General features: G+C 66.3%; 28 protein-coding genes. 16 read left to right on the top strand and 12 right to left on the bottom strand.

Features of this window, described 5'->3' with window-relative positions:
* Positions 1–249 precede the first annotated feature (249 nt).
* The 4 genes from JZ791_RS10255 (at position 250) to JZ791_RS10270 (ending at position 4,764) form a co-directional block, all read left to right on the top strand.
* A complete protein-coding gene (locus JZ791_RS10255) occupies positions 250–1,578 on the top strand; it encodes an ATP-binding protein (protein WP_216893985.1) in 1,329 nt (442 codons plus the stop codon).
* Positions 1,579–1,597: 19 nt separating this feature from the next.
* Positions 1,598–2,650: a tetratricopeptide repeat protein gene (locus tag JZ791_RS10260; RefSeq protein ID WP_216893986.1), complete on the top strand. Its 1,053-nt coding sequence runs from the start codon at positions 1,598–1,600 to the stop codon at positions 2,648–2,650.
* Between the two features lie 192 nt (positions 2,651–2,842).
* The gene (locus JZ791_RS10265; protein WP_216893987.1) at positions 2,843–3,286 is read left to right on the top strand and encodes a Fur family transcriptional regulator; all 444 of its coding nucleotides are present in this window, start codon (positions 2,843–2,845) and stop codon (positions 3,284–3,286) included.
* Positions 3,283–4,764: a catalase gene (locus tag JZ791_RS10270; RefSeq protein WP_216893988.1), complete on the top strand. Its 1,482-nt coding sequence runs from the start codon at positions 3,283–3,285 to the stop codon at positions 4,762–4,764. Before JZ791_RS10265 ends, JZ791_RS10270 begins: the two co-directional genes overlap by 4 nt.
* A gap of 61 nt (positions 4,765–4,825) precedes the next feature.
* Here JZ791_RS10270 and JZ791_RS10275 read toward each other — a convergent pair whose 3' ends face one another.
* The 3 genes from JZ791_RS10275 to JZ791_RS10285 form a co-directional block, all read right to left on the bottom strand.
* Entirely contained in the window at positions 4,826–5,311 is a 486-nt protein-coding gene (locus tag JZ791_RS10275) for a MarR family winged helix-turn-helix transcriptional regulator (RefSeq protein ID WP_216893989.1), read from the bottom strand.
* A 55-nt stretch (positions 5,312–5,366) separates the two neighbouring features.
* Complete coding sequence (locus tag JZ791_RS10280; protein WP_216893990.1) at positions 5,367–6,206, bottom strand: alpha/beta fold hydrolase; 840 nt, start codon at positions 6,204–6,206, stop codon at positions 5,367–5,369.
* 63 nt (positions 6,207–6,269) lie between these two features.
* The gene (locus JZ791_RS10285; protein ID WP_216893991.1) at positions 6,270–7,055 is read right to left on the bottom strand and encodes an alpha/beta fold hydrolase; all 786 of its coding nucleotides are present in this window, start codon (positions 7,053–7,055) and stop codon (positions 6,270–6,272) included.
* Positions 7,056–7,140: 85 nt separating this feature from the next.
* Between JZ791_RS10285 and JZ791_RS10290 the strand changes: the two genes are divergently transcribed.
* Entirely contained in the window at positions 7,141–8,028 is an 888-nt protein-coding gene (locus JZ791_RS10290; protein WP_216893992.1) for a LysR family transcriptional regulator, read from the top strand.
* Between the two features lie 345 nt (positions 8,029–8,373).
* Here the strand turns inward: JZ791_RS10290 and JZ791_RS10295 are convergent, their stop codons facing one another.
* The 4 genes from JZ791_RS10295 to JZ791_RS10310 all read right to left on the bottom strand — a co-directional run bounded on the left by JZ791_RS10295 (position 8,374) and on the right by JZ791_RS10310 (position 13,256).
* Positions 8,374–9,027, bottom strand: coding sequence for a LutC/YkgG family protein (locus tag JZ791_RS10295; RefSeq protein WP_216893993.1), 654 nt, complete (start codon positions 9,025–9,027; stop codon positions 8,374–8,376).
* A 297-nt stretch (positions 9,028–9,324) separates the two neighbouring features.
* Positions 9,325–10,497 (bottom strand): transcription termination factor Rho, short form, encoded by a 1,173-nt coding sequence (locus JZ791_RS10300; protein WP_216893994.1) that lies wholly within the window; start codon positions 10,495–10,497, stop codon positions 9,325–9,327.
* A gap of 417 nt (positions 10,498–10,914) precedes the next feature.
* Positions 10,915–12,756 (bottom strand): chloride channel protein, encoded by a 1,842-nt coding sequence (locus JZ791_RS10305; RefSeq protein WP_216893995.1) that lies wholly within the window; start codon positions 12,754–12,756, stop codon positions 10,915–10,917.
* 35 nt (positions 12,757–12,791) lie between these two features.
* A complete protein-coding gene (locus JZ791_RS10310) occupies positions 12,792–13,256 on the bottom strand; it encodes a MarR family winged helix-turn-helix transcriptional regulator (RefSeq protein ID WP_308162875.1) in 465 nt (154 codons plus the stop codon).
* Positions 13,257–13,512: 256 nt separating this feature from the next.
* On the opposite strand from JZ791_RS10310, the gene JZ791_RS10315 reads away from it, so the two are divergent.
* The 5 genes from JZ791_RS10315 to JZ791_RS10335 all read left to right on the top strand — a co-directional run bounded on the left by JZ791_RS10315 (position 13,513) and on the right by JZ791_RS10335 (position 16,027).
* The gene (locus JZ791_RS10315; protein WP_216893997.1) at positions 13,513–13,860 is read left to right on the top strand and encodes a WXG100 family type VII secretion target; all 348 of its coding nucleotides are present in this window, start codon (positions 13,513–13,515) and stop codon (positions 13,858–13,860) included.
* Entirely contained in the window at positions 13,857–14,153 is a 297-nt protein-coding gene (locus tag JZ791_RS10320) for a WXG100 family type VII secretion target (protein WP_216893998.1), read from the top strand. The genes JZ791_RS10315 and JZ791_RS10320 overlap by 4 nt, the downstream gene beginning before the upstream one ends.
* Positions 14,138–14,599, top strand: coding sequence for a hypothetical protein (locus JZ791_RS10325; RefSeq protein WP_216893999.1), 462 nt, complete (start codon positions 14,138–14,140; stop codon positions 14,597–14,599). Before JZ791_RS10320 ends, JZ791_RS10325 begins: the two co-directional genes overlap by 16 nt.
* A gap of 84 nt (positions 14,600–14,683) precedes the next feature.
* Positions 14,684–15,442: a hypothetical protein gene (locus tag JZ791_RS10330; protein WP_216894000.1), complete on the top strand. Its 759-nt coding sequence runs from the start codon at positions 14,684–14,686 to the stop codon at positions 15,440–15,442.
* A 27-nt stretch (positions 15,443–15,469) separates the two neighbouring features.
* A complete protein-coding gene (locus JZ791_RS10335) occupies positions 15,470–16,027 on the top strand; it encodes a hypothetical protein (RefSeq protein ID WP_216894001.1) in 558 nt (185 codons plus the stop codon).
* 63 nt (positions 16,028–16,090) lie between these two features.
* Here JZ791_RS10335 and JZ791_RS10340 read toward each other — a convergent pair whose 3' ends face one another.
* Complete coding sequence (locus tag JZ791_RS10340; RefSeq protein ID WP_216894002.1) at positions 16,091–17,719, bottom strand: GMC family oxidoreductase; 1,629 nt, start codon at positions 17,717–17,719, stop codon at positions 16,091–16,093.
* Between the two features lie 255 nt (positions 17,720–17,974).
* Here JZ791_RS10340 and JZ791_RS10345 point away from each other — a divergent pair, with 255 nt between their 5' ends.
* Both JZ791_RS10345 and JZ791_RS10350 read left to right on the top strand, forming a co-directional pair.
* The gene (locus JZ791_RS10345) at positions 17,975–19,213 is read left to right on the top strand and encodes a cytochrome P450 (RefSeq protein ID WP_216894003.1); all 1,239 of its coding nucleotides are present in this window, start codon (positions 17,975–17,977) and stop codon (positions 19,211–19,213) included.
* A 97-nt stretch (positions 19,214–19,310) separates the two neighbouring features.
* Positions 19,311–19,826 carry a glutathione peroxidase gene (locus JZ791_RS10350; protein WP_216894004.1) on the top strand — a complete coding sequence of 172 codons (516 nt, stop codon included), beginning with the start codon at positions 19,311–19,313 and terminating at the stop codon, positions 19,824–19,826.
* A 4-nt stretch (positions 19,827–19,830) separates the two neighbouring features.
* Here JZ791_RS10350 and cyp51 read toward each other — a convergent pair whose 3' ends face one another.
* Positions 19,831–21,183, bottom strand: a complete 1,353-nt coding sequence (gene cyp51 / locus JZ791_RS10355) for a lanosterol 14-alpha demethylase (protein ID WP_216894033.1) — start codon at positions 21,181–21,183, stop codon at positions 19,831–19,833.
* 196 nt (positions 21,184–21,379) lie between these two features.
* Here cyp51 and JZ791_RS10360 point away from each other — a divergent pair, with 196 nt between their 5' ends.
* Together JZ791_RS10360 and JZ791_RS10365 are read left to right on the top strand one after the other, a co-directional pair.
* A complete protein-coding gene (locus JZ791_RS10360) occupies positions 21,380–21,889 on the top strand; it encodes a DUF6194 family protein (protein WP_216894005.1) in 510 nt (169 codons plus the stop codon).
* A 92-nt stretch (positions 21,890–21,981) separates the two neighbouring features.
* On the top strand, positions 21,982–22,851 hold the full coding sequence (locus JZ791_RS10365) for an alpha/beta fold hydrolase (RefSeq protein WP_216894006.1): 870 nt from the start codon (positions 21,982–21,984) through the stop codon (positions 22,849–22,851).
* A 9-nt stretch (positions 22,852–22,860) separates the two neighbouring features.
* On the opposite strand, the gene JZ791_RS10370 is transcribed toward JZ791_RS10365, so the two are convergent.
* Positions 22,861–23,433 (bottom strand): TetR/AcrR family transcriptional regulator, encoded by a 573-nt coding sequence (locus tag JZ791_RS10370; protein ID WP_216894007.1) that lies wholly within the window; start codon positions 23,431–23,433, stop codon positions 22,861–22,863.
* A gap of 127 nt (positions 23,434–23,560) precedes the next feature.
* On the opposite strand from JZ791_RS10370, the gene JZ791_RS10375 reads away from it, so the two are divergent.
* Together JZ791_RS10375 and JZ791_RS10380 are read left to right on the top strand one after the other, a co-directional pair.
* Positions 23,561–24,226: a class I SAM-dependent methyltransferase gene (locus tag JZ791_RS10375; protein WP_216894008.1), complete on the top strand. Its 666-nt coding sequence runs from the start codon at positions 23,561–23,563 to the stop codon at positions 24,224–24,226.
* 233 nt (positions 24,227–24,459) lie between these two features.
* Positions 24,460–25,032, top strand: coding sequence for a DUF8020 domain-containing protein (locus JZ791_RS10380; protein WP_216894009.1), 573 nt, complete (start codon positions 24,460–24,462; stop codon positions 25,030–25,032).
* Positions 25,033–25,124: 92 nt separating this feature from the next.
* Here JZ791_RS10380 and JZ791_RS10385 read toward each other — a convergent pair whose 3' ends face one another.
* Together JZ791_RS10385 and JZ791_RS10390 are read right to left on the bottom strand one after the other, a co-directional pair.
* Positions 25,125–26,198 carry a glucosidase family protein gene (locus JZ791_RS10385; protein ID WP_216894010.1) on the bottom strand — a complete coding sequence of 358 codons (1,074 nt, stop codon included), beginning with the start codon at positions 26,196–26,198 and terminating at the stop codon, positions 25,125–25,127.
* On the bottom strand, positions 26,185–26,916 hold the full coding sequence (locus JZ791_RS10390; RefSeq protein ID WP_216894011.1) for a class I SAM-dependent methyltransferase: 732 nt from the start codon (positions 26,914–26,916) through the stop codon (positions 26,185–26,187). Before JZ791_RS10390 ends, JZ791_RS10385 begins: the two co-directional genes overlap by 14 nt.
* Positions 26,917–26,943 lie beyond the last annotated feature (27 nt).

Consider the following 26,943-nt stretch of genomic DNA (forward strand, 5'->3'; position numbering starts at 1 on the left):
CCCTGGGTGTCGATGCCCAACATGCGCCTCTCGGCGAGTGGTCGCTCGTAGCGACAAAAGTTGCGGCCCGGGGCTGTCCCGGCATCGACAACTGACTCAACCCACCGTCGCGGAGTTCTATTCCCCCGGGACCGATGTGAGCTGGGCCATAGTGAAGTTACGGCGAGTCAGTTGTGAAAGTGAGATATAACGCCTGGTCGAGCGCCCATGTCACGGGCTAGCATTCGAAGAAGCCGCGAAGGGGGCCCGATGACCGATCCGGTACTGACCGAAATGCTGACCATGCTCGAGGCCAACCCGGACCTGCTGCCGGTGCGCGTGCGGGTGATCGAATTGCTGGTCGACCACGCCCGTCACCCCGAGGCTCTCACTCATTGCGCGACCGCTCTGGCGCAGGACCCCGGCAATGTCGTGGTGCTGGGGCTGTTGCAACGCTGTACGGCTGCACTGGCGGCCCAGCCGCCGGATCCGGTTGCCGCAGCGCCCGATTCATCCCTTTCCGCCGCTGACGATCCGGCCGATACCGCCTCCGGCGAGATCTCCGACGACGCGGCGGCGGACGACGCTGTGCCGGACGCGCCCGCCCACTTCGACTGGGCCGCCGCCGAACGCGAGGTCGGCGACATCATCGCGCCCGCATTTGTCGGCGACGCCGAGGCCAAGGATGGCGAATCGGCCGTCTACGCCGAGGGCGATGTGGGCAGGATCGAGCGCCCGAGCGTGGCCCTGGCCGACGTGGGCGGCATGGAGAACGTCAAGCGGCAGCTCGAGCTCTCACTGCTGGGGCCGCTACGAAATCCCGACCTGGCCAAGGCGTTCGGCACCAGCGCGCGGGGCGGACTGCTGCTGTACGGCCCGCCCGGCTGCGGGAAGACGTTCATCGCCGCCGCCGTCGCGGGCGAGCTCGGCGCCAACTTCTATCCGATCGAGATCGCCGACATCCTGGACATCTACACCGGTTCCAGCGAGCGCAATCTGCATCAGGTGTTCGAGGTCGCCCGCCGCAACGCCCCGTGCGTGCTGTTCATCGACGAGGTCGATGCGCTGGGGCACAAGCGAAGTCAGATGAGCGGATCGGCGACCATGCGCACGGTGGTGAATCAGCTGCTCACCGAGATGGACTCGGCCACCGCCGACAATTCGGGGGTCTACCTGCTCGGTGCGACCAACCACCCGTGGGATATCGACGTCGCGCTGCGCCGCCCCGGCCGCTTCGACCGGATGATCCTGGTGACGCTGCCGGATCGCGAGGCGCGCAAGGCGATTCTGCGCCATCACCTGAAGGGCCGCCCGGTGACAGGGATCGATCTGGCCGCGATCGCCAAGCGCACCGACGGCTTCTCCGGCGCCGACCTCGCGCATGTGTGCACCTCGGCCACCCAGCTGGCGATGGCCGAGTCGATCCGTTCGGGTGTCGTGCGCCCGGTCGGCATGCGCGATATCGAGTCCGCGCTCGCGCAGGTGCGGCCCAGCGCGGCGGCCTGGTTCGAATCCGCCCGCAACGTCGTGGAATTCGCGAACAACGACGGCACCTACGATGAACTGGCCAAATATATGCGCGAGAAGAAGTTCCGGTAGGAGCGCTGCGGGACGCGTGATGGCCGATATCGAGCGGGCGAAGGTCCTGATCGAGCTGCGCCGCTTGGACGAGGCCCGGGCGCAGTTGGCCGCGGTGCTGGCCGTCCAGCCCGACAATGCCGAGGCCACAACGTATCTCGCTCAGGCGGCCTACCTGGATCGGAACTTCGCCGAGGCCGCCGTGCAGAGCGCGGCGGCCCTGCGTATCCAGCCGCGCAACCAGTTCGCGATGCGGATCCACGCGCTGGCGCTGCTGAATCTGGGCCCGGACGCGCGCAGGCAGGCGCAGGAGGTCGCGCGCCGAGCGGTCGCCCTCGCGCCCGAGTTCGCCGAGAATCACCGGATTTTGGCGATCGTGCTGCGGGAACGCAACAACCTGCCCGAGGCGCTGGCCGTCATCGATCGGGCCGTGCAACTCGATCCCGACGAGGCCGACATTCATCTGGTGCGCGGCTCGATCCTGCGCCGGCTGGGCCGGTGCGGCGACCGGCTGCGGCCCGGTCCGGCCGCCGAGGCATATCGCACCGCGCTGCGCCTGGAACCCGAAAACGCCCATGCCGTGCACGATCTCGCGGTCGTCGATCTCAACGGCCGCCGTCTGCGCTCGGCCCTGCGGGGCATCCTGACCGCGGCGACGATGGATCCGCGTCTGGTTCCGCTGGTGCGCACCAATACCGCGACGGTGCTGCGCCTGGCGATGCGACGGGTGCACTGGGCCCTGGTGATCATCGCGTGGCTGACCGTGGTGATCGGATTCCAGCAGGCCGGCGACGATCCCGCGCGCGACTCGTCGTATCTGAACACCCCGGGACGGATCGCCGGCGCGATCGGGCTGGGCGGGCTCGCCGTGCTGTCGGCGTGGTGGGTGCGTGTCGTGCCGCGGCGGCGTTTGCGTTTCGTACTCGCCGCGTCGTGGTCGAATCCGGCTACCGCTCTACGGATGGTCGTACTGGCGGTGGGGCTGCTGCTGTGCCTGGTGGGGGTCGCGGCGGGTATCCGGGCGTCGGTGGAACTCGCGCTGCCGCTGCTGTTGGTTTCCGGCGTGATTCTGCGTCTGCGGCGCGTCTCCTGATCGACCGCGTCGCTCCGACGGACTAGGGCGTTCCGTGGCGGTCGTCCGCATCGCCGCGAATTCGTAGGAAGCTCCAGTTGTCCAGATGTGGGACGACCCACTGAAATAGCCGGGACGGGCTCGCGTGCGATCTCCTCTCTCTGGATTAAATCTATATCTTGACTAATTCCAGAAAAGAGGCAGACTGGGTTCATGCACACCGACCACTTCGACCCGCGCAGACAGTTGCGCGCCGCGGGCCTGCGGGTTACGGCCCCGCGGGTGGCGGTGCTGGATGTGGTTGTCGCGCAACCGCATTCGGATGCCGATCGGGTGACGGCCGCGGTTCGCGAGCGGCTGGGTTCGGTCTCGACGCAGGCCGTCTACGACGTTCTGCGGGCGTGCGTGGGCGCCGGTCTGCTGCGGCGGATCGAGCCCGCCGGATCCGCCGCGCGGTACGAGACCCGGACTGGTGATAACCACCACCACCTGGTGTGCAGGAGTTGCGGCACGGTCGTGGACGTGGACTGTGTCGTGGGCAGCGCACCCTGCCTCGAACCGTCGGATGCGCACGGTTTCGCGATCGACGAGGCCGAGGTCGTGTTCTGGGGCCTGTGCCCCGATTGTTCCCCATCAGCCCGAGGAGGCGTCGAATGACCGAGCAGGCCAAGCAATCTGCCAACACCAAGCCGACAACCACCAACACCGGCGTGCCGGTGGTCAGTGACGACGAGTCGCTGACCGCGGGCGCGCAGGGCCCGATCGTGCTGCACGACCACTACCTGATCGAGAAGCTCGCCCAGTTCAACCGGGAACGGGTGCCGGAGCGGATCGTGCACGCCAAGGGCGCCGGCGCGTACGGCGAGCTGGTGGTGACCAACGACGTCAGCCGGTTCACCAAGGCGGATCTGTTCCAGCCGGGCAGGCGCACCGAATCGCTGGCGCGCTTCTCCACCGTCGCCGGTGAGCAGGGCAGCCCGGACACCTGGCGCGATCCGCGCGGTTTCGCGGTGAAGTTCTACACCCGTGAGGGCAACTACGACCTCGTCGGCAACGACACCCCGGTCTTCTTCATCAAGGACCCGATCAAATTCCCCGACTTCATCCGCTCACAGAAGCGCCTGCCCGGCAGTGGCCTGCGGGACCACAACATGCAGTGGGACTTCTGGACCCTGCGCCCGGAGACCGCGCACCAGGTGACCTGGCTGATGGGCGACCGCGGCGTCCCGGCCACCTACCGCCACATGAACGGCTACGGCTCGCACACCTACCAGTGGGTCAACGCCGAGGGGGAGCGTTTCTGGGTCAAGTACCACTTCAAGACCGATCAGGGCGTGCAGAACCTGACCCAGGCCGACGCCGATCGCCTGGCCGGTACCGATCCGGACTTCCATCGCCAGGACCTGTACGAGGCCATCGAGCGCGGCGAGTTCCCGAGCTGGACCCTGCATGTGCAGGTGATGCCGGAGAACGAGGCCGAGTCCTACCGATTCAATCCGTTCGACTTGACCAAGGTGTGGTCGCACAAGGATTACCCGCTGATCGAGGTGGGTCGCTGGACGCTGAACCGCAACCCGCAGAACTACTTCGTGGATATCGAGCAGGCCGCGTTCGAGCCGTCGAATCTCGTTCCGGGCATCGGCTATTCGCCCGACAAGATGCTGCTGGGCCGCGTATTCGCCTACGCCGACGCGCATCGCTACCGGATCGGCACGAATTACGCTCAGCTGCCCTCGAACCGGCCCCGCGCCGCGGAGGTGAACACCTACTCCAAGGAGGGGGCGATGCGATATGAGTTCAACGCTCCCGATGTGCCGGTGTACGCGCCGAACTCGTTCGGCGGCCCGCACGCCGATCCCGCCCGCGCCGGTGATGAGGGCATCTGGGAGTTCGGCCGGCAGGCCGTGCGCGCCGGATACGTCCAGCACCGCGAGGACGGCGACTTCACCCAGGCCGGAACCCTGGTTCGCGAGGTCTACAACGACCAGGAGCGAGACCGGTTGGTGAGCAACGTCGTCGGCCACGTTCTGGGCGGTGTGCGGGAGCCGGTCCTGAGCCGGGTCTTCGACTACTGGAAGAGCGTCGACCCGGAGATCGGCAAGCGGATCGAGGAGGGCGTGCGCAGCGCCGGCTGATCGATCGTCACGAAGTCCCGCACCGGAATCCGGTGCGGGACTTCGTATTGTATCGACGGGGTCAGGTGACGGATCGGAGGCCGGGCTGGACTCCGGGAATCAGGCCCTGGTCGGTGGCGATTCGGGTCAGCAGCGCGGTGAGCAGCGCGCGTTCGTCCTGGGTGAGCGCCCGGCACAGGTCGTCCTCGTTGTCGCGGGCGGCGACGCTCAACTTGCTCAGGAGTTTTCGGCCCGCGGGGGTGAGGTGCAGGGCGTGCAGGCGGCGGTCGTGCGGGTTGCGACGACGTTCGATCAGGCCGCGGTCCTCCAGTGTGTCGGCGAAGGGGACGAAGCGGCTCGGTGGCATGCCCAACTCGTCGGCTAGTTCGCGCTGGCTGCGACCTGGCTGCGCGACCAGCAGTCGTAGTAAGCCGGCCTGGGGCGGGGTGAGATCCAGGGTGGCGATGCCATCCGCGAAATGCGCTGCCGCATGGGCTCCTACCTGCGCCAGCAGGAAGCCGACGCCGCCCGATGGGCGGTTGGCGCCCGGCTCTTGCCTCGTGTCCATACGGGCATGGTAGAGATAAAAAATCGTGCTTATATATAATTATTATATACTGTAATCATTGTATGTCCGGGGTTTTCCGCGGCTCAGCGGATTGGGCGCCCAGGAAGCCGATGATCTTGGCGTGGAAGTCTTCCGGGGCCTCGGCGGGTGCGCCGTGGCCCGCGTCGATCTCCGCGTAGCGCGCGTCGGGGATGGCCGCCACCAACTGCTGTTGCTGTTCGGCGGGGATGATCCGATCGTGCGCGCTGGCCAGGACCAAGGTCGGCGCGGTGATTCGATCGAGCAGGCCGGACAGGTCCACGGTGCGATCGACCTCGGTCTGCCGGTCCGTGCCGGGCGCGATCATCTCGACGAACTGCTTGACCACGGCCGCGTGTTCCTCGGCGCTGATCCGGGACCAGTAGCCCGGGCCGAATGCGGCCAGCGTGAGATGCTGTGCCAGCAGGGTGGTTCCGTGCTCGGCGTCGGCGCGGAAAAGGCCGATCCAGTACCGGAATTCGGCGTCCATCCGGGTGTCGGTGCGTACCCATCCGGCATGCAGCAGCAGCGAGCGCACCCGCTGGGGATCGGTCGCGGCCAGATGTGCGGCGATTGCCGAGCCGAGGGAATGGCCGACCAGATGGAAGCGGTCGAGCCCGGCGTGATCGGCCGCCGCCCGCACCTCGGCGGCGAGATCGCCCAGGGTGAGCGGTCCACCGTGGTCGACGGTATCGCCCGAACCGGAATAGTCCAGGGCGAGAACGGTATAGCGGTCGGCGATCTCGGCGGTCAGCGGCGCCCACTGCGCGCGGCCGGCCGAGGTCCCGTGCACCAGAACGACTCCCGGGCCGGTGCCGGTGATTTCGTAGGCCACGGTGGCGTTTCCGCCGCTGAGTTGAACGGTCGTAGTAGGCATGTGATGTCCTGTTCCAGCGATATTGTGCCGTTGTAATGGTTTCTGGCGGTGACGTATTCCGGTTCAGGCCGCTGTGGCGGCCGTGAACGCCCTCGCGGCGGCGCGTACCGCCGCATTGAACCGGGCCGGTCGTTCCTGATGCGGCATATGTCCCGCGCCCTCGATAACGGTGACGCCTGCGCCGGGCGTCAGTGCGGCGCATACCCGCGCCACCTCGACCGGGATTTCCGCGTCCAGTTCGCCGTGGACGTAGTGGATCGGAGTGCGCAGCCCCGGCAGGCGCGGTCGCGGGTCGTATTCGGCGAATGTGTGGAAGTGCTCGTCGATGAACACCCCCGAGTCCAAGATCTGCCGGATGGTCCAGTCGGCGAGTCCGGGAGTGGTACGGGGTGCGAACCAGTTCGGTATCCACTGGCTCACGAAATTCACGCGGTCATACCGCATATCGTCGATGATCTGCCGCAGCGGCATACCCTGCGCGGGCCAGTACGCGGGACCGTCCGCCGCGATCACCCCGCCGACCAGTTCGGGATGGGCCAGGGCCAGTTCGGTGGCGAAACTCGCACCGATCGAATTGCCGACCACGACCGGCCGCACGAGCGCCAATTCCCGGATGAGTTCGGCCAGGTCGGCGACGACGCCGGCGAGGGTGTTACCGGCCATCGGCCGGTCCGAGCGCCCGCAACCCCGCCAGTCCAGGGTGATCACCCGGAACTCGTTCACGAATTCGGCCTGCTGCGCACCCCAGACCCGTCCGCTGGTTCCCCAGCCGTGCAGGAACAGCAGCGGCTGTCCGGTGCCGTGATCCTCGTAGTAGAGCTGAACGTCATTGATCGTGATGTAAGGCATGCGATAAGGAAACCGCGATCGGCGGCGGCGAAAAATAGGCGGAACGAGCTGGCACTGATCACCGAAACTGATTAATCTCGCGGCGGTGGAGTTGCGTCAGTTGCAGTACTTCCTCGTCGTCGCCGAGGAGTTGCACTTCGGCCGGGCCGCCGAGCGACTGCATATCGTGCAGTCCGCGGTCAGCCAGCAGGTGCACCGGCTCGAGCGGGAACTGGGCGTCGCGCTGTTCGAGCGCACCACGCGCACGGTGCGGCTGACCGAGGCCGGTCAGCGGCTGCGCCCGCACGCCGAACGGGTGCTGGGCGCGGTGGCCGACGCCCGTGAGGCCATCGACGAGCTGCGCACCGAGCGCACCGGGACGATCCGCCTCGGCACCAGTACGGGCCTGGGTACACGGCTGGACGCGATACTGCTGGAATACGCGCGCCTGGCCCCCGACGCGTATCTGGAACTCGTCCATGTGGATGCCCAGGAGCGGACCAAGCGCGTGCGGTCGGGTGAGCTGGACGCCGCCGTGGTACGCGGTGATCTCGAGGCGCCGGATCTGGAACTGCTGCCGCTGTGGTCGGACGTGCTGGTCGCGGTCGTCCCCGCCCGGCACGACCTGGCCGTGCTGCGTGAGATCGACCTGGCTCGCCTGGCCGATCTGCCGCTGCGCTTGGTCGGCCGCGCGCGCAATCCGGGGCTGCACGACCTGATCGTCGGCTGCTGCCGCGATGCCGGATTCGAGCCGCTGCTCGGACCGGAACTCTCCTCGGACCAGGACAACACCCTGGCGGCGATCGGCTTCGGCAGGCCGAGTTGGACGGTGTATTACGCGTCGATGGCGCAGCGGCTGTCGGTCCCGGGCGTGGTGTTCCGGCCGCTGCGCGATCCCGAACCGGTGATGCCGAGTTACCTTGTGGTGCGGCCGGATCCGCCGCGCGCCGAGCTGCGGGCGCTGATCACGGCCTGTCATGCGGCCGATGAGTGAGAGTTGGCGCGGGTTTACTTGAGCAGACCCCACCAGTACACGAGGCACGCGAGCACGAAGACCACCGCGGTTTCCATACCTCCATCATTACTCGAGCGCTCGGGACACGCCCAGGACCAAGATCACAAGGCGGCAACGGAACGCCCGCCGGGCCTGTCACCCCTCGTGGACAGGCCCGGCGGGCATGAAGTGGGTGGAACGGGCCATCGGCGCGGCACCTGACACACGACCCAGCCGTGCGTGGGTGGCGGGGGGCCGTGCGTGGCAGCGCCGAGCCGATGATCCCGTTCCGAGGAATACGATGCCGTCGCGTGCTTGGTACAGGCTTAAAGGGACCTTGTGGGTTTACGGAGAATCGAACTCGTCCACGATCAGCACGATCAGCTGGCGTTGGCGATGGCGGCCCTGGCCGGGGGCGCCCTTGGCGTCGGCCGGCGCGGTCGGACCGCCGCACCAGGTGATGGGGCGGCGCGAATCGAGTTTGTCGAGCACCTCGGGTAGCGAGGAGTCGATCTGCGGCGTGCGCACCACGCAGATATGGCAGGTGGGCACCAGGGTCTCGCTGCGGCCCTGGCCTGGTCCGCCGTCCAGCACGACGGCTCCGGCGTCGGCGACCGCTCCGGCACAGGTGGTTACCACGGCGTCCGCGTCGTCCAGCTCCTCGGGCGTGAGCTGCTGGTGGTCCCGCATGACGGTGTTACCCGCGTCCTCGGCCCACGGGTCGAGCCATTCGTCCGGCAAACCGTTGGGCGTCACAACGGATTTCGCGCGATAGGTGCGCAGCGCGCCACGGACGGCCGCGGGAATCTCCGCCTCGGTGATCCGCTCGACCCGCGCGCCGTGGTGTTCGAGGCGCTCGATGAACAGTTCCACGATCGTGGGGTCGGCGAGGGACAGCTCGGGCGGGGTACGCCTGTTGCTGAGCGTGATGGTCCGGTCGTCGTCGGGCAGCGATTTGAGTCCGTCGCGCACCCGGCGCAGGAAGTCCTCCCTGGTCATCAGCGGCGCCCGTCCTGGGTCCGCCGATCGGTCCGGGAGGCTCCGGATGGCACGTTGCTGAAGTTGGTGAGTGCCGTGCGCATGCGGCCCCCTTTCTGACCGGCGGCGCAGCGGTCCCAGGGGCGCCGCGAACGCGGCGGACGGGGGACGAGCTGTGCGGGTGGTGCTGGGCGCCGCCGCACGGGCGGACGCGCTGATCTTGCGCACCAGGCTACCTGGACGGGGGACCGTTTTCGTTCGAGGGACGCGCTCTGCACTCGATTCGCGCAATTTGATGGAAATCCGCAGGTTCCATGGTCAGTTCGCGGCGGTGCGGATCTGGGTGAGGAATTCGGCGTTCGTGCCGGTCTGACGCAGTCCGGTCAGCAGCAGCTCGATCGCCTGCTGCGGTTCGCGCCCCGCCAGGGTGCGGCGCAGCGAGCGAGTGGCGGCCAGCTCCTCCGGTGTGAGCAGCAGTTCGTCCTTGCGGGTGCTGGAGCGGTTGATGTCCACCGCGGGATAGGTGCGCCGGTCGGCGATGCCGCGGTCCAGTTTGAGCTCGGCGTTGCCGGTGCCTTTGTACTCCTCGAAGATGACGGCGTCGGCGGCCGAACCGGTCTCGACCAGTGCGGTGGCGATGATGGTGAGCGAGCCGCCGTTCTCGATATTGCGCGCGGCGCCGAGGAATTTCTTGGGCGGCGCCAGGGCTCCGGCGTCCACGCCGCCGGTCAGGATGCGGCCGGTGCCGGCCGAGGCCAGGTTGTAGGCGCGGGCCAGGCGGGTCAGCGAATCCAGCAGCACCACCACATCGCGGCCCATCTCGACCAGGCGCTTGGCGTGTTCGATGGCCAACTCGGCCACGGCGATGTGGTCGCGCGCGGGCAGGTCGAAGGTGGCGGCGGCGATATCGGCGGGCACCGAGCGCGAGAGGTCGGTGACCTCCTCGGGTCGCTCACCCACGAGCACCAGCATCAGCTGGCATTCCGGGTGGTTCTTCGCGACTCCGTGCGCAATAGATTGCAGCACAGAGGTTTTGCCCGCCTTCGGTGGCGCGACGATCAATGCGCGCTGCCCCTTGCCGATCGGGGTCACCAGATCGGTTACCCGCGTGATCATTTCGTGGGGCTCTGTCTCCAGACGCAGGCGGTCCTGGGGATAGATGGGCGTCAGGTCGGCGAAATGCGGTCTGGCCTTGGCCTGTTCGGGCGCCAAGCCGTTCACGCGCTCGATGCGGATCAGCGGGGCGAACGGCGCGTTGTCACGCTTGGGGCCGACGATCCCGCAGATGGCGTCACCGCGTCGCAACCCGTGATCGCGGACCAGGCGCAACGATACGTGTGCGTCGTGCGGTCCGGGCAGGTAGCCGTCGGTGCGCAGGCTGGCGTGGTTGCCGGAGATGTCGAGGATGCCGGTGATCTCGTGTGTGGCGTCCGCGGTCTTGGCGACGACGTCCGGTGCGCCGTCGGGTTTGTGAATGATGTTGTCTTGCATGGTATTAACTCCTGAAGATGGATGGGTACGGCGAATGGCCGATCGTGCAGCGTGAGCTGCGGATGAATCCCCCTGCGGTACTTCGAATTCGACTTCGCTGGAGAGCGGAGCAATGGGGAGAACTTGGGCCGTCTTACGGGTTGTGGGAGGAAGAACTCACCTGCATCCACAAGCTGGAGACATGCCAAGAGTAACGCTGCCTGACACAACGCGCAATCACCCCCTACTATTCCCGCCGTCCCGGTAGCGCGGTCCAGGCATGCTCGTGACCGGTACTTACGCTGGATACCGGCCATGATTACGCCAGGCCGGCGAGTGCGCTCGAAGGCCGGGAAGAGCGCTCGAGCCGACGCGAATGCGAAAAGGCCCGGACTCGCGTACGGCGAATCCGGGCCTTGCGTCGATGTGAGCGGGTCGCTAATCCGATTGCGGCAGTGATGAATTCACCGGCACGACTTCCGGCACTCCTTCCGGCGTGGCCGCGGCATGCCGGAACGTCGGCGGTCGCCGGCGGGGGGAGGAACGCTGGTCCCGGAGCGTCAGAATCCGCTCGCGGTGATGCTCCTCGTGCAGGTCGCGGCGGCGCGCGTGCAGCAGCTGTTCGAAGGCGATCAGGCCGAGCAGCCGGGTCGGCCTGCTGCGGTCCACCACCGGTGCGTAGGTCACATTCGCCGTCGCCAGCTTGTTGGCGACCTCACGCAGCGTGTCGTCCGGGTGGATGACCGCGCGGGCCGGGACGGCGGCCGCGCCGACCGTGCGGTCGGTGCACGTCGCGAGGCGATTGCGGGTGGTCACGCCGACCAACTGCTCACTGTCGTCCACCACGGGGTAGAGCGTGGCGAAACGGGTGTGCGGCACGGCCGTATCGATCGGATCGTCCGCGCCGAGCACCACCGGATCGGTATGCATCACCTCGTACGCGAAGAACGCCTCCAGCGGGTCCGTGGTGTATTCGCGGGTCAGGTGCAATCTGCGGCGGGCGATCTTCTCGGTAAGCACCGAACGCTTGAGCAGCAGCACCGAGACCGCGTACGCCGAGACCGAGGCCACCACCAGCGGCAGCAGATCGCTCCAGGCGTGCGTCAGCTCGCAGGTGAACACGATCCCGGTCAGCGGCGAGCGCATCACCCCGCCGACCACCGCGGCCAGCCCGCACATCGCCCAGAATCCGGCCGTGACGTGCGGTAGCAGCCCGCCCTCGGCCGCACCGAGGGCCGCGCCGATCATGAATACCGGTGCGAGCACGCCGCCGGAGGTGCCCGATCCGAGGGACAGCGCCCAGATCAGCGTCTTCACCACCAGAATCCCGATGATCAGCGACATCGTGCCCCGCCCGGTGAGCAACTGGTCGATGACGTCGTAGCCGACGCCGAGCGCGCGCGGCTCGACCAGCCCGCCCAGGCCGATGATCAGTCCGCCGATGGCGGGCCACCACATCCAGTGCACGGGCAGCCGCTTGAACGCGTCCTCGGACAGGTAGACCAGCGATGTGGCGACGATGGCCAGCAGGCCGCCGGTGATGCCGGGGATCAGTGCCAGGCCGTCGGCGAGCGGGCCGGGCGTGGAGGCCGGATTGGGCAGGCCGAAGACCGGTCCGTTGCCCAGCAGCACCCATCGGCACAGCGTCGCGATCACCACGGCGGTACTGACGGGTACGAAGCTGCGCGGCCGCCATTCGAACAGCAGCAGTTCCACCGCCAGCAGGATCGAGGCCATGGGCGCGTTGAACGTGGCCGCCATGCCGCCGGCCGCACCGGCCACCAGCAGGGCCTTGCGTTCGTCGGCGGACAGCTTCAGCAGCTGGGCCAGGATCGAGCCGACCGCGCCGCCGGTCATGATGATCGGCCCTTCGGCGCCGAACGGCCCGCCGGATCCGATGCTGATCGCGGCGGAAACGGGCTTGAGCAGCGCCACCCGCGGGGCGATCCGGCTGCCGCCGGTGAGTATCGCCTCGATCGCCTCGGGCATGCCGTGCCCGCGGATCTTCTCCGATCCGTAGCGGGCCATGAAACCGATGATCAGCCCGCCGATGACCGGGGCGGACAGGACCAGCCACCACGGATGATGGTGAGCGCCGGGCGCCACCATCGCGGTGTTCACACGTTGGTAGAACACGAGATTCGTGATCAGGCCGATGAGTTTCAGCAGGCACCAGGCGGCCAGCGCCGACGCGACGCCGACCGGGACCGCGAGGGCTGCGATCAGGAGCATGCGTGGTTTGACCTGGAAATCACCCAGATGCGCGGCATGCGAACGCATCGCGCGGCGAGATGCCCGGCGTCGAATATTCACTTTCATAGCGCACCAATCAGACTTACCGAGGTCTCGGCGGCTGCCCGCACGAGATCCTGAGCGGCCACGGTGACCGCCCGCTTCTTCTCTTCCGGCAGTTGATCGAGGATGGTGCGGAATGCGGCGTGGCGGCGTTCGAGTACCCGATCGACGATCGCCCGGCCCGCCTCGGTCACCTCGACGGTGACCACGCTCCGGTTGCTCGCGTCCGCCCCGCGGGACAGATAGCCACGAGCCTCGAGCTTGTCCGCCAGCCGGGTCACCGACGAGGCGTTGACCCCCATCGCCGCGGCCAGCTTCGAACTGGGCACCTGCCCCAGCGTCCGCAGAACCAGCAACAACCGCATTTGCGGAAACGTCACTCCCGGCGGCGCCGCCTGCGTGCTGTTCCAGGCGATCCCGACCAATGTCCGAGTCAGAACCTCCAGAGCAGCAACATCCGAACGCGCTCCCTCATCAACTTGCACTCATCAAGATTTGCTAACAGCAAAGCCTTAGCGCAATAAGGTTTGCGCGATTGTGCCTGTGATCACACCCGATCGGTACGTCCTACCGACCGGCCCGTAGGTGTGACGCGAACAACATCGAACCGCCGACTCCCAGCAACACCGCCCACCCGTGCCGCCTCGATCATGTAGCCCCGGGACGTAGCCGCGGCACAGGTCGAGGAGTACTCGGCGGAGGCTAAAATAAACTCACCGGGAAGTAGGGAGGGGTCTTTCGGTGGGTAATTTTGAAATCGAACCTGACGAGATGCACAGTGCCGCGGATACGATGAGCCGGATCTCGGAAGATTTCGACAACGATCTCGCTCGTTTACGCAAGACGGTTCGTTCGGTCGTCGGGAGCAGTTGGCTGGGCAGAGCCGCTGAATCGCATGACTCCGCGTGGGATGAGTTCTTCGACAGCACAAGCGATGTCGTCGCTGGACTGGCGAAGGATGCGACCGCACTGCATCGAGCGGCAGCGGAGTACGCGGCTCGCGACCAAACCACCGGCCAGGCATTGGGACGAGTCGGTGCCGGTCTGCCGGATGCCAGTCCGCGACCCAGCAGCCTGAATCTGCCGTGACAGCAGGGCATCGGGTCAACCTCGCGGACTTGGAACGGCTCATCGAGGAGGCGGCGAAGACTCTGGCGGCGGTCGACAGCAGGATCGCCGAAGTCTCCCGCAGCGTCGACATACTGCACGTGAATTGGGACGGTGCTGCCGCCGAGAAGCACCGAGTCGCTCACGATCAGTGGATAAACGGAGCCCGGGGAGCCCATGAGGCTCTTGATGCGTTGCACAAGGCGGTCGCCGATGCGCACGCCAACTACTCGGGCACCGTCGAGGTGAATGTCGGGATGTGGCCACAACTGTGAGCCCTAGCAACGACATTCATGTCAACCCGACCGATATGCATACCGCAGCGGCGGGGCTCGCCGCTGCGACCAACATCCTGTCGGCCGCCTACACCAAGGTCGCCAAAGCCATGGGCGACGTCGGCGGTATGGCTGGCTCCGACCCTGCGGCACGCGACTGGGGCAACGACTTCGACACCGGCCTGACCGGCACCTTCGATGCCCACTTCAGCTCGATCGCCGCCCTGGCGAACTGTGCCGAACTCGTCGACGCCACCGCCGCCAACCACCGCAACGCCGACGGCGCCTCGATCATCGGCAACAAACCGCCGCCCGAGGCCCTCGGCATCAAAAAAGACAACCTCGTCCCCGCCGCGCCTGGACCCCCACCCAAATCCGCCGGGCAGCCCGACAATTCCGAACCCTCATGGTGGCGCTGGATCAAGGACAAGGTCGGTGACATTTAGCCCAACGGTCATCAAGACGAACTCCACAATGCCGCCGCCGCACTACGTGCCGCCGCGAGTGGTTGCCACGAGACAGCCAACGCGATGACCGCGCCCATCGGTACGGTCAAGAACCAAGTCTCACCGGAAATCGACTCTGCGGTTCATACCCTCACAACTCTGCAGAACTCACTCAACGAGCTCGGGAATGCCTATTCCGACCTGGCCTCCGCCTGTGACGATCACGCCCACCACATCGATGAAGCCCACTCCGAAATGGAGGAAGCAGGAGCGGAACTGCTCGGATGGACCGTGGTCGACTTCTTTACGGATGGCGCGGCCAGTGCGGCGGCAGGGCGCGTCGCGGCACGGATTCTCGAGATCTACGAGAAGTTCAAGAAGTTACTGGAGGTTGCCCGCATTGCTATTCGTGGTACCGCGACGACGGTAACTCGACTGAAGACAGCCCTGAAACCGATCGCTGAGGCGCTGTCCAAGATAAAGTCCTTCGGTCAGAAGGGGGCAAAGGAGGCCGAGGCAGAAGCTGAGGCAGCCTCTGCCGAAATCACACAGAAGGCCGAGCAGATCGGCAACGAAGTCAAAAACCTGCCGAAAGGGTCGGGGAAGCCGGATGTACTTGCTGGTAAGCTTACCGACCTCCATCTCACACATGAGCAAGCCGTGGATGCTGCTGTCTCCGCGTCCGAGACCGCATTCGGTGAGGTTGGTGGCACCGCCCCTGCAGTCGGAGGCGGAACGGTCATCCTACCGAAAATCGCGACCCAGAATATAGTCTTGATCGTCCGCGAAGATGGATCCGTAATCGCGGCGAGAGGTGATGTAACCAGCTTCATCGCGAGGTAAGTCTGATGAGTTCTGTAAAGGGGAAAGGTGTCACACGTAGCCAACGTAAACCAGGATTTCGATATCTACATATTGATGACCATGAGATGCGATGACTCCGTCAAGCAGTCCGTGCTCGACTCGATCAGCGTAGGCTGGGTCGCTGCAAAGGCGACGAAAGACCGCGTCAGTGCACTGTTGCCGGTGAACCCGGCCCAGTTCGCGAACCTTCAGACATTCCTCGGCCTCGATCCGCTGACCGCCGATCCGGAAACGTTCACCTACCTGCCCGAGCTGTGGCCGTCATTCGACATCGTCGTCACCTCCAAGCAGGGTTATCTGGATGCCGTTAGATTCACTCGAAAGGATGGCCTCCAGGCGCCGAGGATTTCGGAACCCGAAGAGTTGACGGCCTGGAGTGTGACCATTGCCGAGTTGGCGGAAATATTTGGGCCGCTGGAGGATGGTGACCATTGGCCACCGTACGAGGAGTTCCTTTTCAGTACCGCTTCGGGAGACCGATATGGGGCGGGTTTCAGTTGGGGCCTTCTTCAGGATGTGGAGAAGTTGGCCTCGCCTGGCGGCTTTGGTTCCTTGAATCTATGACACATGGGCAGCTGCGAGAACCCGGGTTCGCCGAAAGGCGAGCCCGGGTTCTCGAACGGTTGGTTACTGTTCGCCGGTGATGAACTGGGCTGCCATTTCGCCGATCATGTAGCAGGGGGCGTTGGTGTTGCCGCCGGTGATGCTGGGCATGATCGAGGCGTCGGCTACGCGGAGGCCTTCGATGCCGTTGACCTTGAGGGTGGGGTCGACGACCGAGCGTTCGTCGGTGCCCATGCGGCAGGTGCCGACCGGGTGGTAGACCGAGTGGACGCGGTTGGGGAGTTCGGCGCGCAGGGCGGTCTCGTCCCGCAGGGCCGGGCCGGGGGCGAATTCCTCGGTGATGTCTCCGGAGATGGTCTTGTTGGCCATGACCTCGCGGATCATGCGGATGCCCTCGATGAGGAAATCGGCGTCGGCGGGGTCGGACAGGTAGCCGGGGTCGATCAGGGGGGAGGCCATCGGGTCGTTGGAGGCCAGGCGCACCTCGCCGCGGCTCTTGGGGTAGATCAGCGTCGGGAAGATGGTCAGCGCGGGGCGCGTGTCCACCAGGTGTAGCTTGTCCTCGTCCTGGTTGGGGACCGGATAGCTCCAGGGCAGGGCGTGGATCTGCATATCCGGCACGCCGTCGGTGTTGAACTTGGTCTTGACGAATCCGGCCACCTCGAAGACCGTGCGGCCCATCCAGGAACTGCCCTTCTTGAGGGTCTCCCGCAGGATGCCGCCCGCGAAGTACGGCGGGGTGCCCCGGTGGATGGCCTTCTTCGAGACGAAGGTCATCGGCACGAACAGGTGGTCGTGCAGGTTCTGGCCCACCGGCAGATCGGCCTTGACGTCGATGCCCAGATCCCGCAGGTGGCCGGCCGGGCCGATGCCCGAGAGCATGAGGATCTGCGCCGAGGCCATCACGCCGCCGGAGACCACGACCTCCTTGGCGGCGCGAAGGATCCGCCGCGCACCGCTCTTGTCGATGACCTCGACCCCGGTCGCGCGGCCGTTCTCGATGACGACCCGGGCCACGTGCACATGGGTCAGCACGGTGAGGTTCGGATTCGGCCGCTCGGTGATGTAGCCGCGAGACGAGCTGTAGCGCAATCCGTTTCGCACGCTCTGCTGGAAGATGCTGATGCCCTCCTGCGATTCGCCGTTGTAGTCGGCGATGCGCGGGGCGTCGAGGGTCTCGGAGGCGGCCTGCATGAACAGCTGGGAGATCGGCGTCAGATCCTGCTGCCGCGTCACCTGGATGGGCCCGCCCGCGCCGCGGTAGTCGCTGGCGCCGTCCTCCCAGTTCTCCAGGCGCTTGTAGGCCGCCAGCACGTTGTCGTACTCCCAGCCCTTACAGCCCTCGGCCGCCCAGGAGTCGAAGTTGGCGCGGTTGCCGCGCACGAACAGCATGCCGTTGACCGAGCTGGAGCCGCCCAGCACCTTGCCGCGGGTCATCGGAACCTTGCGGTCGTTGGCGTACTTCTGCGGAATCGAGTACTGGCTCCAGGTCACCCGGTGCTTGAGCTGGGGCACGGTATGCACCATCGTGATCATGCCCGGGCTGGTCACCAGCCGAGTGTTGTCCTTGCGTCCGGCCTCCAGCAGAATCACGCTGGCACCGTGCTCGGCCAGGCGGCCCGCGACCACGGCACCGGCGCTGCCCGCGCCAACGACGATGTAATCGGCCTCGGTGGTTGGAGAGTCGGTCATGCTCGGGTACCTCATCCTCGAAGTAGTCGGCGGCAGGGTAGGCGCGTGCCTGTCCTCACTGTAGAACAAGTTCTAATTTTGGTGAAGATGCGCATCCGCTGTTCGGTTTCCCCTGGCCCGGCGCATCCTCGGCGATCATGGTCCAGGCTTCCTGGCTAAACGCCTGTAACGAAGCCTTCCGAGGTGCTTCAATCAGCGTAGAACTCGTTTCATTTTCACACCGGCTCGCAGTGCCGCGGGCCGTGAGGAGGAACCGTGGCAGAGCCAGCACAGCCACTGATACCCGCCGGATTCGATTTCACCGATCCGTTCCTGTGGGAGACCCGGACCCCGGTCGAGGAGTTCGCCGAGTTGCGCCGGACCTCGCCGGTCTGGTGGAACGCACAGCAGCCGGAGTACGCGGCCCCGTTCAACGACGGCGGCTACTGGGTGGTGAGCCGCCACGAGGACATCCGGGAGATCTCCCGTAACACCGAGCTCTACTCGTCCAACCGCAACGGCTCCATCATCCGGATAGCCGGCGACAGCGACCCGGAACAGCTGAAGGTGAGCCGCGATTCACTGCTGGTGAGCATGGATCCCCCCAAGCACACCAAGATTCGGCGGATCATATCCAAGGGATTCACTCCGCGCGCCATCGAGAACCTGCGCAACTCGCTCACCGAGCGGGCGCAGCGAATCGTGCACGAGGCCAAGCGATCCGGCGGTGGGGACTTCGTGCAGCAGGTGGCGTGCGAACTGCCGCTGCAGGCCATCTCCGAACTTCTCGGTGTGCCGCAGGAGGATCGGTTCAAGCTGTTCAACTGGTCCAACGAGATGCTCAGCTACGACGATCCGGAATACGGTGACCCGCTGACCGCCACCACCGAAATCCTCGGATACGCATGGAATATGGCCGAGCAGCGGCGCACGCGTCCGGTCGGCGACATCGTCAGCCGGCTCGTCACCGCCGATGTCGACGGTGAGGCGCTGGGTTCGGACGAGTTCGGGTTCTTCGTGATCCTGCTGACCGTCGCGGGAAACGAGACCACCCGCAACGCGATCACCCACGGCATGAAGGCGATGGTCGACCATCCCGAGCAGTGGGAGCTGTTCCGGGAGCAGCGCCCGCGCACTGCGCCCGACGAGATCGTGCGCTGGGCGACGCCGGTGACCGCGTTCCAGCGCACCGCGACCCAGGACCACGAGCTCGGCGGGCAGGCGATCGCGGAGGGGCAGCGGCTCGGCCTGTTCTACAGCTCGGCCAATTTCGACGAGGCGGAATTCGACAGCCCGTTCACCTTCGACATCCTGCGCGACCCCAATCCGCATCTGGGGTTCGGCGGGACCGGCGTGCACTACTGCGTCGGGGCGAATCTGGCTCGGCTGGAGATCGAGCTGATCTTCAACGCGATCGCCGACGCCATGCCGGATGTGCGCCAGGTCGCCGATCCGGTGCGGCTGCGTTCGGGGTGGATCAACGGGATCAAGCACTGGCAGGTCGCCTATTCCTGAACATATATCGCCGACCGTCACGAGCGGGCAGCAAAGGTCGTTTACCAGGTATTATGGTTCGAAGCCTGGCGGTGCTGCGTGCGCCGGTCCGGCACGGATGATCAATTCGGAGGTACCATCTCCTCTTGTGAGCATTCGAGACATTCCTGTCCGCACCCTCGCCGACCAACCCACTACCCTGGCCGAGCTGACCGGTGACAAAGCGCTGCTGGTGGTCAACGTGGCCTCCAAGTGCGGCCTGACCCCGCAGTACTCGAGCCTGGTTGAGTTGCAGCAGACGTACGGTCCGCGCGGTTTCAGCGTGGTCGGCGTGCCCTGTAACCAGTTCATGGGCCAGGAGCCCGGCACCGCCGAGGAGATCGCAGAGTTCTGCTCGTCCACCTACGGCGTGGATTTCCCGCTGCTGGAGAAGGTCGACGTCAACGGCGATGAGCGCAGCGCGCTGTACCAGGAGCTGACGCAGACCACCGACGCCGAGGGCGAGGCGGGCGATATCCAGTGGAACTTCGAGAAGTTCCTGGTAAGCCGCACGGGCGAGGTCGTCGGGCGGTTCCGTCCGCGCACCGAGCCCAAGGACCCCGCCGTCATCTCCGCGATCGAAGCCGCGCTCTAACACCTCAGCGACGTCGGCGGCGGTAGCGTACCGCGCAGGGCTGCTCGAGCTGGACCACCATCTTGGAGTGGTCGTTGCGATAGCTGTCCGAGGGCTGGGCCATCTCGAACTCCCAGTCCCGCAACAGGATCGAGAAGATCGCCTGGAGCTGCATGGTCGCGAACGCCGCCCCGACGCAGCGGTGCCGGCCCGCGCCGAACGGGATCCAGGTCCAGCGGTTGAGTAGATCCTGCTGGTTCGGGTCGATGTACCGGTCCGGATCGAAGTGGTCCGGGTCCGGGAAGTCCTCCGGGATGCGGTTGGAGACGGCGGGCGTGGCGGCCACGAGATCGCCGGGGGCGATGCGGTTTCCGCACACCTCGAATTCGTCGCGGGCCACCCGCATGAGGATGATCAGCGGCGGATGCAGTCGCAGCGTCTCCTTCAGGGTCGCCTCCAGCTGCGGAATCTGGCGCAGCGCATGGAAACTCACGTCCTGGCCGTCGGAGTAGAGCTCGTCCAGCTCGGTGACCACCCGGTTCAGGCGTTCGGGATGGCGCAGCAGTTCGATCACCGTCCAGGCCGCGGTGCCCGAGGTGGTGTGGTGTCCGGCGAACATCATCGAGATGAAGATGCCGGTGATCTCGCTGGCCGAGAAGCGTAGCCCGCCTTCTTCGTCGCGGATCGAGACCAGCACGTCGAGCATGTCGCGATCCTGTTTGCCCTCGGGCGGATTCGCGATACGGCCGTTCATGATCTCCTGGACCAGCTCGACCAGCTGGGCGCGCGCGGCGTCGCGGCGGCGGAAGCTCTCGATGGGCGCGTAGGGGTCGACGTAGCACAGTGCGTCGGTGCCCTGTTCGAGCTCGTGATAGAGATGCGCGAAGCGGCCGTCGAGTTCGTCGCGGAACTTCTTGCCGATCAAGCAGGAGGAGGACGTGTAGATGGTCAGCTCGGCGAAGAACTCCAGCAGGTCGATCTCGCCCTCGTCGCCCCAGCGCGACAGGATCGAATGCACCTCGCGGGCAATGGTTTCCGCGTGGCCGCGCATATGTTCGCCGCGCAGCGCCTGGTTGTGCAGCATCTCCTTGCGCCGCTCGGGGCTGGCGTCGAACACCACGCCCTCGCCGAAGATCGGCTTCATGAACGGATAGGCCGCACTCTGGTCGAGGTCCGAATCGGCTGAGCGGAAGAAGAATTCGTTCGCCTCCGCGCCGGTCAACAGGATCACGTCCTTATCGGCCAGCCGGAACGAGCCGACATCCCCGCATTCCTCGCGCACGCGCCGCATCAGGGCGATCGGATCGGTGCGGAACTCTTCGAGATGGCCGTGCTCGTGCTCGCCCCCGGACACCTGCTGCGGCTTGACCACCGTCATCGCAAAACCCTTCAGCCGTATCGTGTCCACCAATGTGGACACCTGTCTGGACGGTACTACGGATAAGCTGGGCGGACAAGCCCACGCGCCGTCGGTCCACGCTGACATGATCCCGACCGCATTGAGACTTATCGAGGAATATTCCGGGTAATCCATTGAAACCCTCACAGGGATATTCAATGACAGACTAGAAGGTATGACTGTGGATGAAATCATCGAATTCGTAGCGGGCCTCGGCGATGTGCTAACCATGCGGCCGGGTCCGGAGGACGGCTCACCGAAGATCAGCTGGGGCGACGTGTTCTTCTACTACTCCGCGGACGGTCACACCCCGAGCGGGGTGCAGCCCTTCGCCACGATCGTGACCAAGGATTACCCCGACGACGACGCCTCACACCTGGACCGCCCGGGCGCCTTCCGGGTGAACATGTCGGCGGGGTTGGTCGAATTCACCCGCTGGACCGGCCGCACCCCGAGTGAAATCTCCAGCGAGGACGTCGATTACGCACACGACGACACCGTGCTACCCCATCCGGTCTACGGCACCGCGGGCTGGCTCTCGGTCACGAACCCCGGCCCGGACACCCAGGCGGCCGTCTACGATCTGCTGAGCCTCGCCCACGCCCGCGCCCGGACCCGTTACGAACGCAACGAGGCTCGTGCGCAGAATGTTTCGCAGGTGTCGGAGTCGAATAGCCGGGCCTAGCCCGCTCACACGCGTCCGAGCGGTGCGGTAGGCATACGGACTCGCCGAGCGGATACCGATGAGTTCCGGACGCCGTATGCGTCACTACTGGTATGACGACGCATACGCTCGAAACCCCCGGTGCCCGAATCGTCTATGACCTTCATGGCCCGCTGCCCACGGCGGATGGCCGTCCCCCGCTGTTCATGATCGGCCAGCCCATGTGCGCGGACGGATTCACCGCGCTGGCCGGGTACTTTCCGGATCGCACCGTGATCACGTACGACCCGCGCGGCCTCGGCCGCAGCGCGCGTACCGATGGCCGGACCGACAATGTGCCCGAGGTGCAGGCGGCCGATATCCACGCGGTGATCGGCGCGCTGGGCGCGGGCCCGGTAGAGATGTTCGCCAGCAGCGGTGGTGCGGTCACCGCGCTGGCCCTGGTGACGGCACATCCGGACGATGTGCGCACCCTGGTGGCCCACGAACCCCCACTGGCCACCGCGCTGCCCGACGCGGCGGCGGCAGCTCGCGCGCTGTCCGGGATTCAGGCGGCCTACCAGGCCAAGGGCGTGGGCGCCGGAATGGCGAACTTCCTCGCCATGACCATGTGGCAGGGAGAATTCACCGACGCCTACTTCGACCGACCGCCGGCCGATCCGGCCATGTTCGGCATGCCGACCGAGGACGACGGCTCCCGTGACGACCCCCTGTTGTCGGACAACTCGGCCGCCGTCACCGCTTACCGCGCCGACATTCCCGCCCTGACCGCCGCCTCGACTCGCATCGTGCTGGGCGTTGCCGAGGAATCCGGCAATACTTTCACCGCCCGCACCACGAAATCATTGGCCGCCCAGATGAATCGTTCCGCGGTGGTATTCCCCAGTCATCACGGCGGTTTCACCGGCGCGGACAGCCCTTATCCGGGGCAGCCAGAACCTTTCGCCGGTCTCCTTCGTGAAGTGCTCGAGAGTAGGTCCTGAGCGCGAGGATCACAGCTCCGGGTTGGCCAGCACCTGAAGCGCGGACTTTTCCAAGCGGTCGGCGATTTCGGTATAGGAGGCGTAGCCGACTCCGGCGCGGACGAGGGCTCCGGCGTAGAGCAATTCCAAAGTTTCGACGATGTCGAGATCCACGTTGGGAGCCAGGGCGTCCATGAGGCGTTTGCGGATTTCGATGCCGATGCGGGTGCGCAGATGGGATACATCGGGATCGGTACCCAGCAGGGCGCTGGTCACCGCACCCGCCAGGGCGGGCTCGTCGGCGACGAGCGTGGCGATCTGGCGCAGGACCGCGACCACGCGGGAGTTGGCGTCCGAGGCATCGGCCAGTGGCGGTTGCGTGGCGGCCAACCGGCGCCAGAACACCTCCGCGACCAGGTGTTCCTTGGAGGAGAAGTAGGTGTACGCGGTGGCCGTACCCACCCCCGCGGTGGATGCCACCATGCGGACGGTCAGGCCGGCGAACCCCTCCCGGGAGAGCACCTCGAGCGCGGCGCGGGTGAGCCGGTCGACGGTGTCGGCCTGCTTTTCGGTGAGGCGGCGGCGGGTGGCCTCCCTGCTCACCTCTGGAGGCTCTGTGGAAAGGGGATCGGACACGTGTCTGGATGCTACTATGGTGACGCTTCCGGGGCAAATCGCACCGCCGTGGCAATCCGCGAGCGGATATGCCGATGAGAAAGGTTCCGCGCTGATGACTCGTGCCGATTCGGTGATTTCCACGGATACGACGCGATTGTTCGAAATAGCCGAGCAAACTACCGGTTTCATGCCCGCGGAGGAAGGGCGCGCGCTGTACGAGGCCGTGCGTCGATACGCGGGCGACGGGGTGGTCGCCGAAATCGGCACCTACTGCGGGAAATCGTCGATCTATCTCGGCGCGGCCGCGCGCGAGACCGGCGCGGTCGTCTACACCATCGACCATCATCGCGGCTCCGAGGAGCATCAGCCGGGCTGGGAGTATCACGACAGCTCCCTGGTCGACCCCGAGACCGGTCGGTTCGACACCGTGACCGAGTTCCGCCGCGCGATCGTGCGAGCGGGCCTGTGCGACACCGTGATCGGTGTGATCGGCGCCTCGGACATCGTCGCGCGCACGTGGTGCACGCCGATCCGGTTGCTGTTCATCGACGGCGGCCATACCGAGCAGGCCGCGCAGCGCGATTACGACAACTGGGCGCACTGGGTCGCCGCCGGTGGCGCGCTGGCGATCCACGACGTTTTTCCCGATCCACGCGACGGTGGCCGCGCCCCGTACAACATCTACCGAAAGGCGTTGGACGGCGGGAAGTTCCGTGAGGTATCGGTGACCGGGTCGTTGCGCGTCCTGGAGCGCTCGGCCGGCTGCGGCGGTCGCTGAGACCACCGGGAATGTAGGTGCGGACGCGTGGACGACGGGCGGCATGAGCGCAGTCGCCTGCGACTTCACGCGATCGTCCGAGAGGTTGCGTGCCAACTGAACGCCTGATAGCTTCCTCTGTGTTCAGATAACAATGCTGACATTTGATTCACGGGGGAACCAAAATATCTGGGAGCCATAGTGTTTCCGAGGGGGAATACCGGGGATTGAAAAGTCGGGGAGGAATCATTCAAATGCGCGTTACTTCTGTTCGTACCATCGGCCGTGCCCTGCTCGTCGCAGCGCTCCCGATGGCGGTCACCGTGGCCGTCACCAGCGCGGGATCCGCGACTGCCGCACCGGTCCAAACGCCTGCGGCACAGACGATTACGGCCTCCGGCGTCGATCACGGAGTCCGATACAGCACAGCGATCGCCGGTGACGGCGTCGTCACCGACGTCTCCGCCGGGCACTTCGCATTGAGCCCGGACAACAAGTCGGTCGCATTGACGAGCCCGACGGGTGCACACATCGTGACTGTGGCATTGAACATTCCGGTACAGGGCGGCAGCGTGGCTTTGACTCCGCGAATCGACCAGTCCGGCAAGAGCCTCACCCTCACGCCGGTCGCCGGCGGCTCATCGTGGCCGCGGCTTCAGGCGATGCTGCAGAAGGGTGCGACGCAGGCCGCCATCGGTGGACTGATCGGATTCCTGCTGCCGCCAGGGGATTTCGTCGGCGCGGCCATCGGTGCTGCGATCGGCGAATACATCGCGAACGGACCTGTTGTTCTCAACACCGCCATCGCGGTCCTGCAGGGCCACTGATCGTCCGACGCCACCGACGCCCCTCGCCGAGCTCGATACCGGCGAGGGGCACCGAGTGGGCGCGTGTGAGCAAGCAGGACGCATCCAGCCGCTCAGGCCGGTTGCGACACGCAGTCGCAGGCCAGCCCGCCCGTGATGTCCATGGGGAGCGCGAGGTCGCGGAAGATCCCGTTGGCCGGGGTCGTCCGCGACAGGGCGTCGGCGGCCAGGATCATCGCGCCCCCGGTCCACGTGGTCCGCTCCTCCGGCCAGCGCTTGCCATCGGCGAAAACCAGTCCGGTCCAATAGGATCCGTCCGTCTCGCGCAGGTGCTGCATGGCGCCCAGCAGCCGGTGTGCCCGGTCGCGGTCGCCCAGGGCGTCCAATGCCATGACCAGCTCGCAGGTTTCCGCGCCGGTCACCCACGGATTGTCGTCGACGCAGCGGATGCCCAGATCACCGACGACGAAATCATCCCAGCGCGAGTCGATCCGGACCATCGCGTCCGGCCCCTCGTACGCCCCGCACAGCACCGGGTAGTACCAGTCCATCGAGTAGCGGTCCTTCACGGAGAACGCCTCCGGATGATGCCGGACGGCATGCCCCAGGCGCAGCGCGGCGGCCTCCCAATCGGGCTGGGCGATGCCCAGGGACCGAGCCAGGGCCAGCGCGCAGCGGATACTGTGGAACATACTGGAACAGCCGGTCAGCAGGGCCTCGTCGAGGATGCCGTCGCCGTCCCGCAGCCAGAAGATCTCGCCGTTGTGGCCCCGCTGCATGGATATGACGTAGGAGATCGCGGCGCGCACGGTGGGCCACATCCGGGCGCCGAAACTTCGGTCGCCGGTACAGCACACGTAATGCCAGACGCCGGTGGCGATATAGCCGCAGAAGTTGGTGTCGGTCTCGTGCTCCTCGACGACGCCGCCGCGAAACTGCCTGGGCCACGAGCCGTCCGGCCGCTGAGTCCGCGCCGACCAGGCATAGGCCGCGCGTGCCTCGCGCAGCATCCCGGTGACCGTGAGCGCCATCGCGTTCTCGATGTGATCCCACGGATCGGTGTGCCCGCCGGCGAACCAGGGCAGCGCTCCGTCCGATTCTTGTTGAGCTGCAATCGATTCGGCTGTCTGCAGGCACTGGGCGACGGTCAGGACGCCGGAGATCTCGGGTAGCCTATGCTTTCGCACGCCGCACCGCGGGTTTGGTGAAATACAGGGCGACGCTCTTGCCGATCAGCGGGTCCAGCGCGGCCTCCGCGGACCGGGTGAGCCGGGGGGCCTGCATCATGTCCCACACCAGGATTCGGTGATAGGAGCTCACCGCCCAGTGCTTCTCATCCGACACCCCGACGAGGCATTTGATCCACCAGTAGGGCGCATGCAGGGCATGGGCGTGCGCGCTGTGGATGAATCGCATGCCGTGGCGAGAAATCTTGCCGCGCAACGCGTCCGCGCGATAGATGCGGACGTGACCGCCCTCGTTGGCGTGGTATTCGTCCGAGAGCAGCCAGCAGATGCGCTCGGGAAGCCAGCGGGGGACCGTCACCACCAGCGCGCCGCCGGGCGCGGTGACCCGTACCAGTTCGGCGATCGCGCGGTCGTCCGCGGGGATGTGCTCCAGGATTTCCGAGGCGATGACGACGTCGAATTCCCCGTCCTGGTACGGCAAGGCCAGCGCATCGCCCTGCACGGTCTCGGCATTCGCGTGCGCGGGGGCCTCACCGGCCTCGGCCATCGCCCCGAACATGACCTTGACCTGAGCCAGGTCGTCGGCACTCTGATCGAAGGCGACGATATCCGCGCCCCGGCGGTAGGCCTCGAAACTGTGCCGCCCCAGGCCCGCTCCCACATCGATGACCCGGGTGCCGGGGCCGACGCCCAGGCGGTCGAAGTCGACGGTCAACATTCGGCGCTCTGCTCCTATCTCGGAATT

Source organism: Nocardia alni, assembly GCF_019038435.1.
In the GTDB taxonomy this organism is placed as follows: Bacteria; Actinomycetota; Actinomycetes; order Mycobacteriales; family Mycobacteriaceae; genus Nocardia; species Nocardia alni.

What these genes read in the sequence shown, in the direction of transcription:
- JZ791_RS10255 (WP_216893985.1), top strand. Translation starts at nt 250, where the DNA reads ATGACCGATCCGGTACTGACCGAAATGCTGACCATGCTCGAGGCCAAC.
- JZ791_RS10260 (WP_216893986.1), top strand. Translation starts at nt 1,598, where the DNA reads ATGGCCGATATCGAGCGGGCGAAGGTCCTGATCGAGCTGCGCCGCTTG.
- JZ791_RS10265 (WP_216893987.1), top strand. Translation starts at nt 2,843, where the DNA reads ATGCACACCGACCACTTCGACCCGCGCAGACAGTTGCGCGCCGCGGGC.
- JZ791_RS10270 (WP_216893988.1), top strand. Translation starts at nt 3,283, where the DNA reads ATGACCGAGCAGGCCAAGCAATCTGCCAACACCAAGCCGACAACCACC.
- JZ791_RS10275 (WP_216893989.1), bottom strand. Translation starts at nt 5,311, where the DNA reads ATGGACACGAGGCAAGAGCCGGGCGCCAACCGCCCATCGGGCGGCGTC.
- JZ791_RS10280 (WP_216893990.1), bottom strand. Translation starts at nt 6,206, where the DNA reads ATGCCTACTACGACCGTTCAACTCAGCGGCGGAAACGCCACCGTGGCC.
- JZ791_RS10285 (WP_216893991.1), bottom strand. Translation starts at nt 7,055, where the DNA reads ATGCCTTACATCACGATCAATGACGTTCAGCTCTACTACGAGGATCAC.
- JZ791_RS10295 (WP_216893993.1), bottom strand. Translation starts at nt 9,027, where the DNA reads ATGACCAGGGAGGACTTCCTGCGCCGGGTGCGCGACGGACTCAAATCG.
- JZ791_RS10300 (WP_216893994.1), bottom strand. Translation starts at nt 10,497, where the DNA reads ATGCAAGACAACATCATTCACAAACCCGACGGCGCACCGGACGTCGTC.
- JZ791_RS10305 (WP_216893995.1), bottom strand. Translation starts at nt 12,756, where the DNA reads ATGCGTTCGCATGCCGCGCATCTGGGTGATTTCCAGGTCAAACCACGC.
- JZ791_RS10330 (WP_216894000.1), top strand. Translation starts at nt 14,684, where the DNA reads ATGACCGCGCCCATCGGTACGGTCAAGAACCAAGTCTCACCGGAAATC.
- JZ791_RS10340 (WP_216894002.1), bottom strand. Translation starts at nt 17,719, where the DNA reads ATGACCGACTCTCCAACCACCGAGGCCGATTACATCGTCGTTGGCGCG.
- JZ791_RS10350 (WP_216894004.1), top strand. Translation starts at nt 19,311, where the DNA reads ATGATCAATTCGGAGGTACCATCTCCTCTTGTGAGCATTCGAGACATT.
- cyp51 (WP_216894033.1), bottom strand. Translation starts at nt 21,183, where the DNA reads ATGACGGTGGTCAAGCCGCAGCAGGTGTCCGGGGGCGAGCACGAGCAC.
- JZ791_RS10360 (WP_216894005.1), top strand. Translation starts at nt 21,380, where the DNA reads ATGACTGTGGATGAAATCATCGAATTCGTAGCGGGCCTCGGCGATGTG.
- JZ791_RS10365 (WP_216894006.1), top strand. Translation starts at nt 21,982, where the DNA reads ATGACGACGCATACGCTCGAAACCCCCGGTGCCCGAATCGTCTATGAC.
- JZ791_RS10375 (WP_216894008.1), top strand. Translation starts at nt 23,561, where the DNA reads ATGACTCGTGCCGATTCGGTGATTTCCACGGATACGACGCGATTGTTC.
- JZ791_RS10380 (WP_216894009.1), top strand. Translation starts at nt 24,460, where the DNA reads ATGCGCGTTACTTCTGTTCGTACCATCGGCCGTGCCCTGCTCGTCGCA.
- JZ791_RS10390 (WP_216894011.1), bottom strand. Translation starts at nt 26,916, where the DNA reads ATGTTGACCGTCGACTTCGACCGCCTGGGCGTCGGCCCCGGCACCCGG.